Source organism: Aeromonas sp. 5HA1 (assembly GCF_029237245.1).
GTDB lineage: Bacteria > Pseudomonadota > Gammaproteobacteria > Enterobacterales > Aeromonadaceae > Aeromonas > Aeromonas salmonicida.
The window spans coordinates 376,914-392,050 of sequence record NZ_JAACFW010000001.1; the positions used below are offsets into that span (position 1 = coordinate 376,914).

General features: G+C 61.8%; 14 protein-coding genes. 10 read left to right on the top strand and 4 right to left on the bottom strand.

Annotated elements, in window-relative coordinates; translation table 11 throughout:
* Positions 1 to 6 precede the first annotated feature (6 nt).
* The 8 genes from arnC to GWQ27_RS01710 all read left to right on the top strand — a co-directional run bounded on the left by arnC (position 7) and on the right by GWQ27_RS01710 (position 8,012).
* Complete coding sequence (gene arnC / locus GWQ27_RS01675) at positions 7 to 984, top strand: undecaprenyl-phosphate 4-deoxy-4-formamido-L-arabinose transferase (protein WP_271772289.1); 978 nt, start codon at positions 7 to 9, stop codon at positions 982 to 984.
* Positions 981 to 2,972, top strand: a complete 1,992-nt coding sequence (gene arnA / locus GWQ27_RS01680; RefSeq protein ID WP_275906528.1) for a bifunctional UDP-4-amino-4-deoxy-L-arabinose formyltransferase/UDP-glucuronic acid oxidase ArnA — start codon at positions 981 to 983, stop codon at positions 2,970 to 2,972. The genes arnC and arnA overlap by 4 nt, the downstream gene beginning before the upstream one ends.
* Positions 2,965 to 3,864 carry a 4-deoxy-4-formamido-L-arabinose-phosphoundecaprenol deformylase gene (arnD, locus tag GWQ27_RS01685; protein ID WP_275906529.1) on the top strand — a complete coding sequence of 300 codons (900 nt, stop codon included), beginning with the start codon at positions 2,965 to 2,967 and terminating at the stop codon, positions 3,862 to 3,864. The genes arnA and arnD overlap by 8 nt, the downstream gene beginning before the upstream one ends.
* Before the next feature lie 68 nt (positions 3,865 to 3,932).
* Positions 3,933 to 5,576: a lipid IV(A) 4-amino-4-deoxy-L-arabinosyltransferase gene (gene arnT, locus GWQ27_RS01690; protein WP_275906530.1), complete on the top strand. Its 1,644-nt coding sequence runs from the start codon at positions 3,933 to 3,935 to the stop codon at positions 5,574 to 5,576.
* A complete protein-coding gene (locus GWQ27_RS01695; RefSeq protein ID WP_111589470.1) occupies positions 5,576 to 5,920 on the top strand; it encodes an EamA family transporter in 345 nt (114 codons plus the stop codon). Before arnT ends, GWQ27_RS01695 begins: the two co-directional genes overlap by 1 nt.
* Entirely contained in the window at positions 5,917 to 6,363 is a 447-nt protein-coding gene (arnF, locus tag GWQ27_RS01700) for a 4-amino-4-deoxy-L-arabinose-phosphoundecaprenol flippase subunit ArnF (RefSeq protein WP_275906531.1), read from the top strand. The genes GWQ27_RS01695 and arnF overlap by 4 nt, the downstream gene beginning before the upstream one ends.
* A gap of 230 nt (positions 6,364 to 6,593) precedes the next feature.
* Positions 6,594 to 7,463, top strand: a complete 870-nt coding sequence (locus tag GWQ27_RS01705) for a phosphoribulokinase (protein ID WP_005311770.1) — start codon at positions 6,594 to 6,596, stop codon at positions 7,461 to 7,463.
* Between the two features lie 15 nt (positions 7,464 to 7,478).
* Positions 7,479 to 8,012, top strand: coding sequence for a DUF4136 domain-containing protein (locus GWQ27_RS01710; RefSeq protein WP_271788302.1), 534 nt, complete (start codon positions 7,479 to 7,481; stop codon positions 8,010 to 8,012).
* Between the two features lie 67 nt (positions 8,013 to 8,079).
* Here the strand turns inward: GWQ27_RS01710 and GWQ27_RS01715 are convergent, their stop codons facing one another.
* Both GWQ27_RS01715 and GWQ27_RS01720 read right to left on the bottom strand, forming a co-directional pair.
* Positions 8,080 to 8,376, bottom strand: coding sequence for an MliC family protein (locus GWQ27_RS01715; RefSeq protein WP_021138330.1), 297 nt, complete (start codon positions 8,374 to 8,376; stop codon positions 8,080 to 8,082).
* Positions 8,377 to 8,424: 48 nt separating this feature from the next.
* Positions 8,425 to 8,829, bottom strand: coding sequence for an OsmC family protein (locus GWQ27_RS01720; protein ID WP_005311765.1), 405 nt, complete (start codon positions 8,827 to 8,829; stop codon positions 8,425 to 8,427).
* A 309-nt stretch (positions 8,830 to 9,138) separates the two neighbouring features.
* On the opposite strand from GWQ27_RS01720, the gene crp reads away from it, so the two are divergent.
* Both crp and GWQ27_RS01730 read left to right on the top strand, forming a co-directional pair.
* Positions 9,139 to 9,777 carry a cAMP-activated global transcriptional regulator CRP gene (gene crp, locus GWQ27_RS01725; protein WP_005311762.1) on the top strand — a complete coding sequence of 213 codons (639 nt, stop codon included), beginning with the start codon at positions 9,139 to 9,141 and terminating at the stop codon, positions 9,775 to 9,777.
* Between the two features lie 122 nt (positions 9,778 to 9,899).
* The gene (locus GWQ27_RS01730) at positions 9,900 to 10,700 is read left to right on the top strand and encodes a putative RNA methyltransferase (protein ID WP_021138331.1); all 801 of its coding nucleotides are present in this window, start codon (positions 9,900 to 9,902) and stop codon (positions 10,698 to 10,700) included.
* A 61-nt stretch (positions 10,701 to 10,761) separates the two neighbouring features.
* Here the strand turns inward: GWQ27_RS01730 and GWQ27_RS01735 are convergent, their stop codons facing one another.
* Positions 10,762 to 12,684: a glycoside hydrolase family 19 protein gene (locus tag GWQ27_RS01735; protein WP_275906532.1), complete on the bottom strand. Its 1,923-nt coding sequence runs from the start codon at positions 12,682 to 12,684 to the stop codon at positions 10,762 to 10,764.
* Between the two features lie 76 nt (positions 12,685 to 12,760).
* A complete protein-coding gene (locus GWQ27_RS01740) occupies positions 12,761 to 15,136 on the bottom strand; it encodes a M66 family metalloprotease (protein WP_275906572.1) in 2,376 nt (791 codons plus the stop codon).
* Position 15,137: the final 1 nt, after the last annotated feature.

A 15,137-nucleotide genomic window follows, 5' to 3' on the forward strand; every position in this document is an offset into this window, starting at 1 on the left:
CGACACGTGAACAACACAGATATCAAGCTGGTTTCGGTGATCATCCCCGTTTACAACGAGGAGGCCAGTCTGCCCGTGCTGCTGAGCCGGGTCACCGCCGCCTGTGAGCTCCTGCCTCAGGATTACGAGGTGATCCTGATCGACGACGGCAGCCACGACGGCTCCACCGAGATCATCAGCGAAGCCGCCGCCAACAATGACGGCAAGCTGGTCGGCGTGTTGCTCAATCGCAACTATGGCCAGCATGCCGCCATCATGGCCGGCTTCGAAACCGCCAAGGGAGATCTGGTGATCACCCTGGATGCGGATCTGCAGAACCCGCCGGAGGAGATCCCCCGTCTGGTGGAGGCCGCCATGCAGGGCTATGACGTGGTGGGCACAGTGCGCCGCAACCGCCAGGATTCCTGGTTTCGCAAGACGGCCTCCCGACTCATCAACAAGTCGGTGCAAAAGGCGACCGGCGTCCACATGAGCGACTACGGCTGCATGCTGCGGGCCTACCGCCGCCACATCATAGACGCCATGCTCTGCTGCCAGGAACGCAGTACCTTCATCCCCATCCTGGCCAACAGCTTCGCCCGGCGCACCATAGAGCTGGAAGTCGGCCATGCCGAGCGGGCTCATGGCGAATCCAAATACGGCCTGATGCACCTCATCAACCTGATGTATGACCTGGTCACCTGCATGACCACCACACCGCTGCGCCTGCTCAGCATCGTCGGCAGCCTGGTGGCGGGGCTCGGCTTCACCTTCTCCATACTGCTGGTCCTGATGCGCCTCGTCATGGGTGCCGACTGGGCCGCCGATGGCGTCTTCACCCTCTTTGCCATTCTCTTCACCTTCGTCGGCGTGCAACTGCTGGGCATGGGGCTGCTGGGGGAATACATAGGCCGCATGTACACAGATGTGCGCGCCCGCCCCCGTTACTTCATCCATCAGATAGTGCGCACCGCCACCCCTTCGCAACAGGAAACTGAACAATGAAAGCTGTCGTCTTTGCTTATCATGATATCGGCTGCACCGGTATCGAGGCCCTGCTCGAGGCAGGTTACGAGATCCAGGCCGTCTTCACCCATGCCGACGACCCGGGCGAGAACCGCTTCTTCGGCTCCGTGGCCCAGCTCTGTGCCGAACACGGTCTGCCGGTCTACTCCCCCGAAGATGTCAACCATCCGCTCTGGGTCGAGCACATCAAGGGGTTGGCACCCCAGGCTCTCTTCTCTTTTTATTACCGCCACATGCTCAAGCAGGAGATCCTGGATATCCCCTCCGCCGGCGCCTTCAACCTCCATGGCTCCCTGTTGCCTGCCTATCGCGGCCGTGCCCCCATCAACTGGTGTCTGGTCAATGGTGAACAGCAAACCGGTATCACACTGCACCAGATGACGATGCGCCCGGATGCCGGCTCCATCGTCGCCCAGCAGGCCGTCGCCATCAAGGAGGCCGACACTGCGCTGACCCTGCATGGCAAGGTGCGCCTCGCCGCCAAAGCCTTGCTGGACGCCGAACTGCCCAAGTTGCGGACGGGCGACATCAGCCTCACCCCGCAGGATGAGTCCAGAGCCAGCTACTATGGTCGCCGCACCCCGGCCGACGGCGAGCTGCACTGGGATAAATCCGCCAGGGATCTCTACAACCTGGTGCGCGCCGTCACCCAGCCCTATCCGGGCGCCTTCAGCTTCGCCGGTGATCGCAAGCTGACGGTGTGGAAGGCAACCCACATAGCCCAGGATAGCGACATGCTGCCCGGCACCATCCTCAGCCAGGATCCGCTGCGCATTGCCTGCGGTGAAGGGGTGCTGGAGATCCTGGCCGGTCAGGCGGAAGGGGGACTCTATGTGCGCGGTGCCCAGCTCGCCCGTGAACTGGGTCTGGTGGCAGGCATGCGGCTCGGCGCCAAAGCCAGCAGTGCCCTGCGCAAGGAGCGATTGACCCGGGTGCTGATCCTCGGGGTCAACGGCTTCATCGGCAACCACCTGACCGAGCGTCTGCTCAAGGATGGCCGTTACGAGGTCTATGGGCTGGATATCAGCGCCAGCGCGCTCGGACGCTTCATCGACCACCCCCATTTCCATTTCGTGGAAGGGGACATCAGTATCCACACCGAGTGGATCGAGTATCACATCAAGAAGTGCGACGTGATCCTGCCGCTGGTGGCCATCGCCACTCCCATCGAGTACACCCGCAACCCGCTGCGCGTGTTCGAGCTCGATTTTGAAGAGAACCTCAAGATCGTCCGCTACTGCGTGAAGTACAACAAGCGCATCATATTCCCCTCCACCTCCGAGGTGTACGGGATGTGCGACGATCACAGCTTCGATGAAGACGAGTCCCGCCTCATCGTCGGCCCCATCCACAAGCAGCGCTGGATCTACTCCGTCTCCAAGCAGCTGCTGGATCGGGTGATCTGGGCCTATGGCAAGAAAGAGGGGCTCAATTTCACACTGTTCCGCCCCTTCAACTGGATGGGACCGCGGCTGGATAGCCTGGACTCAGCCCGCATCGGCAGCTCCCGCGCCATCACCCAGCTGATCCTGAATCTGGTGGACGGCACCCCGATCCAGCTGGTGGATGGCGGCGCCCAGAAGCGCTGCTTCACCGACATAGAGGACGGCATCGAGGCCCTGTTCCGCATAATAGAGAACAAGGGCAACCGCTGTGATGGCCAGATCATCAACATCGGCAGCCCGGACAATGAAGCCAGCATCCTCCAGATGGCCGAAGTGCTGCTCGGCAAGTTCGAGGCCCACCCGCTGCGCCACCACTTCCCGCCGTTTGCCGGTTTCAAGCGAGTGGAGAGCAAGTCCTTCTACGGTGACGGCTATCAGGATGTCTCCCACCGCCGTCCCAGCATCAAGAATGCCCGTCGCCTGCTCGACTGGGAACCGACCATCGAAATGGAAGAGACCATCGGCAAGACCCTGGACTTCTTCCTGCAAGGGGCGGTCAGCACGGGAGTCGAGCATGATTGATGTGGGTCTGCGGATCGACGTTGATACCTTCAGGGGGACCCGTGACGGGGTTCCCCGCTTGCTGCAAACCCTCGACCGGCATCAGATCAAGGCCAGCTTCTTCTTCTCCGTGGGCCCCGACAACATGGGGCGCCACCTGTGGCGCCTGCTCAAACCCCGCTTCCTGCTCAAGATGCTGCGATCCAACGCGGCATCCCTCTATGGGCTGGATATTCTGCTGGCCGGCACCGCCTGGCCCGGAAAATCAATCGGCAAGCAGCTGGGCTCCCTGATGCGCGATACCGACAGCGCCCGCCACGAGGTGGGCTTGCACGCCTGGGATCACCACGGCTGGCAGGCCAATACGGGCCGCTGGGATGAAGCGATGCTTATTCACCAGACAAGGCTGGGGGTGGATGCCCTCAACCAGATCCTGGGGCGGGAGGTGGATTGCTCCGCCGCCGCCGGCTGGCGGGCAGATCCGCTCACCACCCAGGCCAAGGAGGCGTTCGGCTTTCGCTACAACAGCGATTGCCGTGGCAGCGGCCTGTTTCGACCCCTGCTGCAAGATGGCCGACCGGGTACGCCGCAGATCCCGGTCAACCTGCCCACCTTCGACGAGGTGGTCGGCACAAAGGTGACAACGGCGCAGTTCAACGCCTTCATGCTGGACAGGCTCTGCACGCCGCCGCAGGTGGCGCCTCACGTCTACACCATTCACGCCGAGGTGGAAGGCATCGTCATGGCGGATCAGTTCGATGCGCTGCTGGCCGAGGCTCGCGCTCGCGGCATCCGCTTTGTCCCCCTGGGGAGTCTGTTACCCCCTGATCCCGCTCAATTGGATGCCGGACGGCTGGTGCGCGGCACCCTGCCGGGGCGAGAGGGATGGCTTGGCTGCAAGGCCGATGTCTAGACCCTTACTCACATCGCGGACGTCATGATGCGCCATTGCGCTCACCACACAATGCTACAGAGGATGTCATGAAGTTGACCAAGTGGGCCCTGCCCCTGTTCTTTCTCTTGTTTTACCTGCTGCCCCTCGACCAGCGGCCGCTTTGGAGCCCCGACGAGAACCGTTACGCCGAGATAAGCCGTGAGATGGTGAGCACGGGGGATTGGGTCGTGCCCCACTTCCTGGGCTTGCGCTATTTCGAGAAGCCCATCGCCGGTTACTGGTTCAACAGCATCAGCCAGCAGCTGTTTGGTGACACCAACTTCGCCGTGCGCTTCGCCTCGGCCGCCGCCACAGGCCTGAGCGCCCTGCTGATCGTCTGGTTTGCGCTGCAGCTTTGGCAGTGCCGGCGCAAGGCCTTCCTTGCCGGGCTCATCTACCTGTCACTGTTGATCGTCTATGGCATAGGCACCTACAGCGTGCTCGATGCCATGGTCACCCTCTGGCTCAACGCGGCCATGGTCAGCTTCTATCTCATCCGGCAGGAGAGTCCGCTGCGAACCCGGGTCGCCGGCTACCTGCTGTTTGGCCTGGCCTGCGGCATGGGCTTTCTCACCAAGGGCTTCATCGCCCTGGCGGTGCCTGTCATCGTCATAGTGCCCTACGTCATTCATCAGCGCCGCCTGCTCGAACTGCTGCGCTTCGGCCCATTGGCAATGGTGAGTGCCGCCCTGCTGGCCGCCCCCTGGGCCATCGCCGTACACCTGCGGGAGCCCGATTACTGGCACTACTTCTTCTGGGTCGAACACATACAGCGCTTCGCGGCGGATAACGCCCAGCACAAGGCGCCGTTCTGGTACTACCTGCCCATGGGGCTGCTCGGCACCCTGCCCTGGCTGGGCCTGCTGCCCGGCGCACTGCGCAAGGGCTGGCAGGATCGCAAGATAAGTCCGGAGACCCTCTATCTGCTGGCCTGGGTGGTACTGCCATTGCTGTTCTTCAGCATTGCCAAGGGCAAGCTGCTCACCTATATCCTGCCCTGCTTCGCTCCCCTGGCCATACTGCTGGCCGCCAGCGCCATGGACAAACTCAAGGAGGGGAAAGCACAGCCATTCAGGCTCAACGCCTGGTTGAACGGCCTGTTCGGCCTGCTGTGCATGGGTATCCTCGCCGTGCTGGCCTTCTCCCCCAGCCACGCCGTCTATGGAACCGAAGATAATGGCGCCCTGGCGGTGGCCATGGTCATCTTCGCCGGCTGGGCCCTGCTCGGTTTCATCCAGTTGAAGGATGTCAGCCGCCGCTGGACCCTGAGCGCGCTCTGCCCCATGGTGCTGGCGGTGGGTCTGCCCTGGGCATTGCCGCAATCCTTGATCGATTCCAAGCTGCCGGAGCGCTTCATCGAGGCCAACCAGACAGTACTGATGGACTCCAGCGCCCTGCTGGCCAACGATGTGGGGCTGGCCTCTTCCCTCGCCTGGGGCACCCGGCGCAGCGAAATAACGCTATTCGACAGCAAGGGGGAAGTGCATTACGGCTTGAGTTACCCGGATGCCAAGGAGCGCTACGTGACCCGGGCCGACTTCCCGGCCTGGCTGGCCGAGGCGCGTAAAAACGGCCAGGTGGCCCTGTTGCTGAAGACGGATAGAGACGGCGGCACGGGATCTCTGCCGCCGGCCGACGAGACGATAGTGAGCCACCGGCTGACCCTGCTTGTCTACCACGGGGCCCGCTGATGGACATGCTGCTGCTTCTGCTGGTGTGCCTGCTGACCTGCAGCGGCCAGATGCTGCAAAAACAGGCGGTCATCAGCTGGCAGCGCCAGCCATGCAGCCACTGGCAGAAGCTGTTTTCACCCTGGCTCATCGCCAGCGTGGCGGCCCTCGGCAGCGGCATGCTGCTCTGGATCTACCTGCTGCAACGGCTGCCGCTCGGCATGGCCTACCCCATGCTCAGCATCAATCTGGTGCTGGTGCTGATTGGCTCACGGCTGTTTTTTCACGAGCAGATCAGCTACCACAACTGGCTGGGGGCCGGCGCCATCATCATTGGCGCCCTCTTGCTGGGAGGCTTGCTATGAAAGGTGACAATACCGGGGTTGGCAAAGAACCGGTGGTGACGGGGAGGCCCGCGATCAAGGGCTATCTCTATGTGCTCGGCAGCATACTGCTGGTGACTCTGGCCCAGCTCGCCATGAAGTGGGGAGTCATGCAGCTGCCTACCTGGCAGGCCAGCCTCGATATCATGCTGGCTCACCCGGTGCCGCTGCTGGTCATCACAGCCGGAGTGGGCTGCTATGCCCTGTCGCTGCTCTGCTGGCTGGCGGCGCTGCACTTCACCCCGCTCAATATCGCCTACCCCCTGCTCAGCACCAGCTATGCGCTGGTCTACCTGCTGGCGGTCACCATACCGAGCTTTGCCGAACCGCTGGAGCCGGGCAAGGCGGTGGGAGTGATCTTCATCCTGCTGGGGGCCGTGCTGGTGGGGATAAAACCGGTGGGCAGGAAACGCAACTCCCATTAACCCATGACGGTTTGGCTCGCAATCCTCCCTGTGCAAGGGCTGCTTCGGCAGCCCTTTTCTTATGATGCGGATCCCCCCTGTTCACCCGGCTCATCTCCCCTTCGTCGCTGCGCGCCAGGGAACAAGTGTCACGCCAGTGAACCAGTCGGGCGGCGGTACTGACAAGCGGCGTACTTGACCGCACTCGGAACATGCCTTTATAACGGAACTCCCAAGGAAGAGAGAATTCTATGTCGGCCAAGCATCCCATCATTGCAGTCACCGGTTCGTCCGGTGCCGGCACCTCCACCTCCACCAACGCCTTTCGCTCCATGTTTCATCAGCTTGGTTACAAAGCGGCCGTGGTGGAAGGGGACAGTTTTCATCGTTACACCCGACCGGAAATGGACGTGGCGATCCGCAAGGCGCGCGAGCAGGGGCGCCACATCAGCTATTTCGGCCCCGAGGCCAACGACTTCGCGCTGCTGGAGTCCTTCTTCCAGGAGTACGGCCAGAACGGCAGCGGCCAGTATCGGCGCTATCTGCACAGCTTCGACGAGGCGGTCCCCTTCAATCAGATGCCGGGTACCTTCACCCCCTGGCAAAATCTGCCGAGCGAGACAGATCTGCTGTTTTACGAGGGGCTGCACGGCGGCGTGGTCACAGATGACCACAATGTGGCGCGTCACGTGGACTTTCTCATCGGCGTGGTGCCCATCGTCAACCTGGAGTGGATCCAGAAGCTCATCCGCGATACCTCGGAGCGCGGACATTCGCGCGAGGCGGTCACCGACTCCATAGTCCGCTCCATGGATGACTACATCAACTTCATCACACCGCAGTTTTCCCGCACCCATATCAACTTCCAGCGGGTGCCGACCGTGGATACGTCCAACCCCTTCAGTGCCAAGGTGATCCCGAGTCTGGACGAGAGTATGCTGGTGATCCGGTTTCGTGGCATCAAGCAGGTGGACTTCCCTTACCTGTTGTCGATGATCGATGGCTCCTTCATCTCACGGATGAACACTATCGTGGTTCCGGGTGGCAAGATGGGCTTCGCGATGGAGCTGATCCTGCGCCCGCTGATCCAGCAACTGCTCGAAACCGGCAAGATCACTTGAGCCAAGGAGCTTATGATGCGGTTAGCGTTTATCTCTGTGGTATTGGCCGCCCTGCTGGGCGGTTGCAGCAGCGGCCCGGCCGCTCCGACCCTGGAGTCGGGCACCATGGTGGTGCGACCGGCTGCGAGCTGGCCGTTTGGTGCGACGCCGCGCTACGCGCTGGCCGAGCAGTTCCAGTATGCGGGTGAGAGTGCCGAGGGCTGGCTGGTGCCGGTTCAGCAGGCGGTCAATCAGGAGCTGGGCAGCAAGGGCTGGCAGAGCGTGCCCCTCGATGAAGCGGATCTCTGGGTCGCCATCGGTGTCGCTGGCAGCAAGGACTTGAGCGATGGCGAGATATTCGCCCGCCTCGGCATGACCCCCGGGCTGCAAGCCAAGGTGGGGGCACGCAAGGGCACTCTGGCCATAGTGCTGCTCGACCGGCGTACCCAGCAGGTGGTGTGGAGCAGTGCCATCCAGCTCGCCAGTGACGTCGCCATCCCCGACGAGTCACGCCGCCAGCTGAGCCAGCAACTGGCCGGCCAGATGCTGGACTCCCTGCCTGCCCGCTAGCACGGGTCTTTTCCCCTTGAAACAAAACGGCCTGCGAGAGCAGGCCGTTGTGATCACACCATGACGATTACTTGCGCTGACAGGTCAGCAGGGTCACATCTTTCTGACTGAGGATGGCCTGTTTCTCCTGATTCCAGAAGGTGGTGACACCATCGGAATACTTGGCGCCAGACTCCGCTTCTACCCGGCCCAGCTTGTGATACACGCCGGCGTACGGGAACTGCACCATGTCGGCCTGAGCATCATAGGTAATGGCCAACAGCTCTTCCCCGCACTGGTACTGGCTGTACTGGTACTGGGTCGGCTGGGGCATGCTGCAGGCCGCCAGCCCCAGCAGGGGAAGTAACACTATCAAGTTTTTCATTGCACTTTCCTTATGTCATGGCGTTATCGACGGGACAAATCACAGCTATCAGGCTTCAAGAATTTGATAACTATGGGTAATTTCTACCGCTTTTTCCAACATCAGGGAGACGGAACAATACTTTTCCATCGACAGGTCCACCGCACGGGCCACCTGCTTCTCGGCCAGCCCCTTGCCGGTGACCACAAAGTTGAGGTGGATCTTCTCGAACACCCGCGGCACCGACTCCACACGCTGCCCTTCCAGTTCCACATGGCAGGCGGTCACGGATTGACGTGCCTTCTCCAAAATGGAGACGACGTCGATCGAGCTGCAGCCACCCACCGCCAGCAGGATCATCTCCATCGGGCTGGCACCTTCGCCGGGGTTGGCGCCGTCCAGGGTCACCTGATGACCGGACTCACTCTCGCCGACAAACTTCATGCCTTCCACCCAGCTGACCTTGGCTTTCATCTCACATTTCCTCTTAATGACGACATATCTGACTGACATAGCATACCCCAGACGGCGCCCAATCGGCATATGTGAGCCATTTTCGCGAACTTCGGTGCTAACTAGATCAAAATCAACATCTGATGCCCCCAAGTTCCCTAAAATGGCGCAGATAGCACAGCAGGCATCAAGGGGATCTGGCAAAAGCCCTCAAAGCCTTGTCAGCACAGACAAAGGCTCTTATCCTACTGCGACTAATACAAGGAATGGCAAGGTTGGCAGCTTGCCCGGACGCACGAGTCCATAAAAAGACACTACAGAGGAATTCTCATGGTCATTGGCAAACCGCAAAGCGATCCCACCCTGGAATGGTTCTTGTCGCACTGCCACATTCATAAGTATCCCGCCAAGAGCACCCTGATCCATGCGGGTGAGAAAGCGGAGACCCTCTACTACATCGTCAAGGGCACTGTGGCCGTCTTGATCAAGGACGATGAAGGCAAGGAGATGATCCTCTCCTATCTGAACCAGGGCGACTTCCTGGGCGAGATGGGCATGTTCGAGGAGAGCGAGAATCCAGAGCGTTCCGCCTGGGTGCGCGCCAAGGGCTCCTGTGAAGTAGCCGAGATCTCTTACAAGAAGTTCCGTCAGCTGATCCAGGTCAACCCGGACATACTGATGCGTCTCTCCGGCCAGATGGCGACCCGACTGCAGCACACCAGTCAGAAAGTCGGCAACCTGGCCTTCCTGGACGTGACAGGCCGGATCGCCCAGACCCTGCTCAATCTGGCCAAACAGCCGGACGCCATGACCCACCCGGATGGCATGCAGATCAAGATCACCCGTCAGGAGATTGGCCAGATCGTCGGCTGCTCCCGTGAAACCGTTGGCCGGATCCTCAAGATGCTCGAAGAGCAGGAGCTGATCTCCGCCCACGGCAAGACCATAGTGGTGTTTGGTACCCGCTGACAGGGTTCCCTGACGGCTCAGCACAGAGCCGTTGGATAAAAAAGGCTGCCACGGCAGCCTTTTCTGATCGTCTCCCCTATAATCGCGAACGCCCTTCCCCAGCCTCAATCAAGCGAGTGTGTATGCATCTTCAATGTCCCGTTTGCCGCAGCCCCCTGCATCTTCACGAAGCATCCCGCGGGGTCTATTGCGACAACAAGCACCATTTCGATCCGGCCCCGGAAGGGTATCTGGATCTCATTCCCGGCAAGAAGAATCCCAAGGACAGCGACAGCCGCGCCCTGATGCGCGCCAAGCGCCACTTCCTGGAACAGGGCCATCAGGCGCCGCTGGTAGACGCCATGGCGGCCTTGCTCGCCCCCCTCGGTGCCCATGAACTGATCCACCTCGGCTGCGGCGAAGGTTACTACTGCCGTGCCCTGGCCGAACGCCTGCCCGAATGGCAATTTGGCGGATTCGATCTGGCCAAGAACGCCATCTTCGCCGCCAACAAGGTACAGCCTGAAGCTCAGTTCATCATCGCCGATCCGGCTCGTGCCCCGCTGCAACCGGGCACGGCCCAGGTGCTGCTGGTCAATGATCTCAAGGTCAAGACAGAGCTGCTGGTCAGCTGGCTGGCACCGGGTGGTTACCTGCTTTACCTGCAGCCAGGCCCGCGCCACCAGTGGCAGCTGAGGGTCAGCCTCAACCCTGTCAGCATGGAGCACCCCCTCAGCTGGCCAGCCCTCGGCGGCCTCAACCCCGTGGGTCAGGAGCGTTGCCAGTTCACCATGACCATGGATCAAAGCCTGCGCAGCTTCATTCTGGAAACCAGCCGACTCGGCTGGCGTGCCAGCGCGGAGCAGCGTCACGCCTTTACCCAGCAGGGACCGGATGAGCTGGAGCAGGATCTGCTGTTGAGCCTGTGGCAAAAGCCGCTCTGATTGCGCTCATTCCCATGAAAAAAGGCCCTGACGGGCCTTTTTTATTGAACGAATACAGACGTCACAGCTTGATCCAGGTATCCCCCCAGGCCGTGCCCTTGCCAGGCTCATAGGCCCAAGCCGCGCCCGCACACCAGCCGGTATAGGGGTGGGGCTTGCACTGGTAGTTGCCCCCCAGATTGCTTACCTTGTCCCCCGCCTTGTAGGCCGTCCCTGCTTTGTAAGGGGGGTTGCCATCCGGCGGCGTAGTGCCGCCACTGCCCTTGATCAGGATCTCGTGGGTCGCACTGCGACTGAGCCCCTGCTCGTCGGTCACCTTGAGCACGAAACCGTAGCGGGTGTCGCTGTGCGGGGTAGCCGGCAGGGTGGCACTCAGGGTGGACTGGGACAGATCCGAGGCGCTGGCCCCGGCGGGCAAGGTCCAGGCGTAGCCGAGCGGCTTGCCTTCCGGATCGCTCGAGCCCTGGCCGGAGAGCAGCACTGTCGCACCGCCCAGCGCCTCGCTCGGGCCGCTGATATTGGCCACCGGCGGCAGGTTGGTGCCGCTGCCGTTGTCCTCGATCACCACCTCGGGGAAGAAGTGCTGCACGCACTGACTGTAGTCCCGCGCCTTGAACGCGCTAAAGCGGGTCTGGTAACCCACCAGCTTGCAGGCGTAGCTCTTGCCGCCATTGGGATTGCCCGGCACATAGCTCCAGTCATTCTCCCAATAGATGGGCAGGGCACCGGCGCCCGCCTCGTCAAAGTACTTCATATTCTTGCAACCAAGCACCTCGTCTGCCGGCACAGGCACCCCCAGATACTGGGCCTGGGCCTGGTAGTAGGTGATGCGGTTCTGGGACTGGGCGTGTTCGGCCGTGCCACCGCACTCCACGCCGCCGTTGATGATCTGGGTGGTCACCCCGAAGCCCGGCACCAGACCATTCTGCCTGTCGTGGTCATTGGGCTGCCATGTGCCGTCGATCACGTGCAGCATAGAGGGCTTGGGCGGCTGCGGATAGACGAAGAAGAAGACGGCACTGGCCAGGTTGAGCCAGGTGTCCGCCACTTTTTCCGGGTTGTCCAGCAGGGTGCGCACTGTGCCGAACATGGCCTCGGAGAAGGGGCCGTAGTTGTAGTTGTAAGAGAGCTGCTTCGCGCCACGACCGAAGTAGCTCTTGAACTCGCCGTTCTCGAACTTGCCGCATGGCCACTGCTGACCCTGCCACACATCCGGCCGACACTCGGCGTTGTAGCCGCCGCGCATCTGCTCGGTCCAGCCCATCTCCCGCACCCAGACCAGACCCTGGCGCCACTCGGGCTCGGGTCGCCAGCTCTCGTGACCGCCGGTCTCCTGAGCGAAGTGGGCAAACATGGTGGCCAGCGACTTGCGGCAGATGGCCTCGGCATTGCGACCGTCGCTGTAATCACCGCAAAAAGCCGGGAACTTGGCCACCGCCTGCAAAAAACCGCGATAGGTGTATTCCGGGGCCCGCAGCGGGAACAGGAAGTTGAACTGGGACTCGCTGATCACCCCCTCGACCCGCTTGACGTTGGCAGGGTTGAGCGGCAACCCGGGGGCCACCGCCTCGACCACGGCATTGTCGCGGGTCGCGATGGAGGCCTTGACTGCCGCCATGGCCGGGAAGTCGGTGAGCGCTTTCTCCTTGGCATCCAGCTCGCTCTGGCTCAGGTAGACGGGCGTGCCTTCGGTGGCACCGCTGCCCCCCTCCACCGGAGGCGTGATGCCAGCGCCGTCATCGGGCGGGGTCGCCTCGCCGTCACCCATCAGGGCCCACGGAGAGTCCCATTCATTGGCCCCTTGTACCCCCGGGCTCTGGCCCGGATTGGCGTACCACTTGGCTTCATAGATCTTGCCGTTGAAACTGACCTGGCTGCCGCCACTGTAACCCTGATTGATGTCATACAGGGTGGCGGCCCACAGCTGACCGCTCAGACAGAGTCCGGCCAGCAGGCTGGCCACAGAGGACTTTCTTATCATCATCGTTACCTCTTGCTAGATAAAAGGCGGGGCTCGGCCCCCGCCTGTGGTACCTCGCATTGCGCGAGGAAAAAGCGTCTCAGCGCGTCAACGGCATGCCGTTGACCGTGTAGCCGAGACCGGCCGGTGCCGGCGTGAGCAGAGCGTCACTCTGCACCTGATTGCGGCACAGCACGCTGGCGCTGCGCGGCTCGCTGGCAGTGGGCACGTTGACGTGGAACTTGTTCATTACGCTGGCACTCAGGCGATGGTTGGCCAATCTGAAACGCAGCAGCCCATCACGGGTCTCCACCTGCAATTGGCAATCCCCCGTCACGAGCCGCTCGCCGTCATCGCCATAGGCAAAGCCGTAGGCGCCGTGCAGGGCCGGATAGAGGTAGCTCGGCAGCTGCCCCTGCGGATCGTAGTAACCGACCAGGGTGGTCACCGGCACCCCGAAGGCGTCAGGTTTACGCTCCACCGCCAGGTCCGCCAGCGGCCCCTCGTTCCAGCGTGCACCGTCCGAGGTGTAACTCTTCTTGAAGCCACGGGAGACGGTGATCTGCTGGCCGTTGATGAAGAGGGTGCTGTTGTAGCCAGCGTCGTGATCGACAGTGAAGATGCGGCCACGATTGACCGCCGAGGCCAGCGGCAGCTGGATGTTGCGGGTCCAGTTTCCATCCCACATGGCCACCTTGACCAGGTCGTACTCGGCCAGCAGGGCGGCCAGTTTTACTTCCCCCAGATCACTCACGGGTGCCGTGATCTGCTCGGAAAGGTCGACCTTGTGACGGTAGGGCTCCATTTTGGCGCGGCTCTCGTTCCACTTGCTGAAACCCGTGGCGGAACTGGCATCAAACACTGCCTTGCTCTCGAGGAAGCGCTGGATGATGGCTGCCGAGTTGGGGGTGTAGAGCGTAAAACGGTTGAAACCGGAGAGCGGTGCACCGCCAGCCATGGCATCGAGACCAAAGGTGCGGCTGTGGAACGGCGCCTGACACTGGCCATCCAGACAGGTGCTCTGGCCGCTGCGGGTTGCGAAGAAGTTGGGAATGAAGCGGTTTTTGTCGCCATCCCAGCCCCAGGTGGCATTGATCTGGTCGGCGCTGCGATGCACAGAGCCGGCAAAACCGCCCACATAGTGACCAAGGCCGTAGTTGTGACCCACCTCGTGGCTGAACTCGTTGCCAAGAGAATCGTCGAGCGTGACTATGCCGCCCCCGCCGGAGCCGCCATGTACCTTCACCCCGTTGGCGTAGTTGCCGCGACTGTTGTGGGCAGCCAGCTGGGCCACCACATAGGGGTGGCTGCTCTCCCCCTCCCCCGCCGTGCTGTTGATGCCGTAGTTGGCATTGTCGATGCCATGGGAGATGAGCTCCTTGCCGATGCGCTGGCGCATGGTGCCGTCGTGCCAGCCCCCTTCGCTCGGATCAAAGTCGGTGAGCAGGGTGCCATCCGGCAGCATCACCTCGGGCAGCGACAGGGGGGCATATTGACTCACGATGAGACGGCTGGCAGGTATGGTCTGGAAGTACTCCCGATGCGCTTCGGGATCCTTGGCAAAGGCAAACTGGTTGCGCGGTGTGGTCAGCATGCCGATGTCTATGGTGTGGATCAGCAGCTCCCCCGGTGCCCCCACCTTGAGGCCCGTCAGCTCGCCGTGGAGCTGGTTATGACTGAACCACAAGCTGAGTCCAGGTACTATCCACTTGGAGGGCAGTACCCCGCTCCAGGCATCGCTGGCGTAGGTGATGCCGTTATTTTCCAGCTCACCGTCACGGATCCACTGACCGCGCACAAATTTGAATTGCTGGCTCTGACCGCGGGAGAGTGTCACCTGACGACCACGGAAAGTGACAGTCGAGTCGTAGCCGGCATTGGAAGCGAGGCGCACCATCTTGCCTTCCAGCGCCGCATCCGTCGGCAAATAAACGTTGCGCACCCAGCGCCCGTCTGCGGTCTGGATGGACACAAGCGCATGGACTCGCAACTTGCTCAGCAGGAAGGCGCCGGCCGGATCACCCAGCTTTGCCAGTTCGCTGCTGCTGTTGATGACGCCTGTGGTGCCGGGGCCCGGGGTGAAATCGACCCCCTCTTCGGGGGACCCCTCCAGGTAGTAAGCGGTTTTGGGTAGTTTTGAGGGTGGGTTGAGTCCCATCGAGCCGAGCAACTTACCCGTCCCATCATAGGCCATCACCACCATGGGAGCTGTGCTGTCGGCTTGCATCGGCCTGACCAGCAACAGGCTCTTGCGCAGGGCGGTGAGACGGGGCTGATTGTCCCCCTCACGAGGATGGGCGGGCAGGATCTGGCTCTGGGCAAACTGCACCCTGGCCGCCAAGGATCCTTGCAAGTCATTTTGTGGGGTTGTGCCGTCGAATACCAGGGCAGGGACAGCCTGAGTAGCGGCCAGCAGAGAACCGCTTGCCAGCACTGCGGTGATCAGGCTGGCAATACGGGTAGTGTGTATGGTCATC

Excerpts from the sequence above, each read along its gene's own strand:
- GWQ27_RS01715 (WP_021138330.1), bottom strand. The coding sequence starts at position 8,376 with ATGAAAAACTTGATAGTGTTACTTCCCCTGCTGGGGCTGGCGGCCTGC.
- GWQ27_RS01740 (WP_275906572.1), bottom strand. The coding sequence starts at position 15,136 with ATGACCATACACACTACCCGTATTGCCAGCCTGATCACCGCAGTGCTG.
- GWQ27_RS01730 (WP_021138331.1), top strand. The coding sequence starts at position 9,900 with ATGCATCTTCAATGTCCCGTTTGCCGCAGCCCCCTGCATCTTCACGAA.
- arnA (WP_275906528.1), top strand. The coding sequence starts at position 981 with ATGAAAGCTGTCGTCTTTGCTTATCATGATATCGGCTGCACCGGTATC.
- arnD (WP_275906529.1), top strand. The coding sequence starts at position 2,965 with ATGATTGATGTGGGTCTGCGGATCGACGTTGATACCTTCAGGGGGACC.
- GWQ27_RS01720 (WP_005311765.1), bottom strand. The coding sequence starts at position 8,829 with ATGAAAGCCAAGGTCAGCTGGGTGGAAGGCATGAAGTTTGTCGGCGAG.
- crp (WP_005311762.1), top strand. The coding sequence starts at position 9,139 with ATGGTCATTGGCAAACCGCAAAGCGATCCCACCCTGGAATGGTTCTTG.
- arnF (WP_275906531.1), top strand. The coding sequence starts at position 5,917 with ATGAAAGGTGACAATACCGGGGTTGGCAAAGAACCGGTGGTGACGGGG.
- GWQ27_RS01695 (WP_111589470.1), top strand. The coding sequence starts at position 5,576 with ATGGACATGCTGCTGCTTCTGCTGGTGTGCCTGCTGACCTGCAGCGGC.
- GWQ27_RS01705 (WP_005311770.1), top strand. The coding sequence starts at position 6,594 with ATGTCGGCCAAGCATCCCATCATTGCAGTCACCGGTTCGTCCGGTGCC.
- arnT (WP_275906530.1), top strand. The coding sequence starts at position 3,933 with ATGAAGTTGACCAAGTGGGCCCTGCCCCTGTTCTTTCTCTTGTTTTAC.
- GWQ27_RS01710 (WP_271788302.1), top strand. The coding sequence starts at position 7,479 with ATGCGGTTAGCGTTTATCTCTGTGGTATTGGCCGCCCTGCTGGGCGGT.
- GWQ27_RS01735 (WP_275906532.1), bottom strand. The coding sequence starts at position 12,684 with ATGATGATAAGAAAGTCCTCTGTGGCCAGCCTGCTGGCCGGACTCTGT.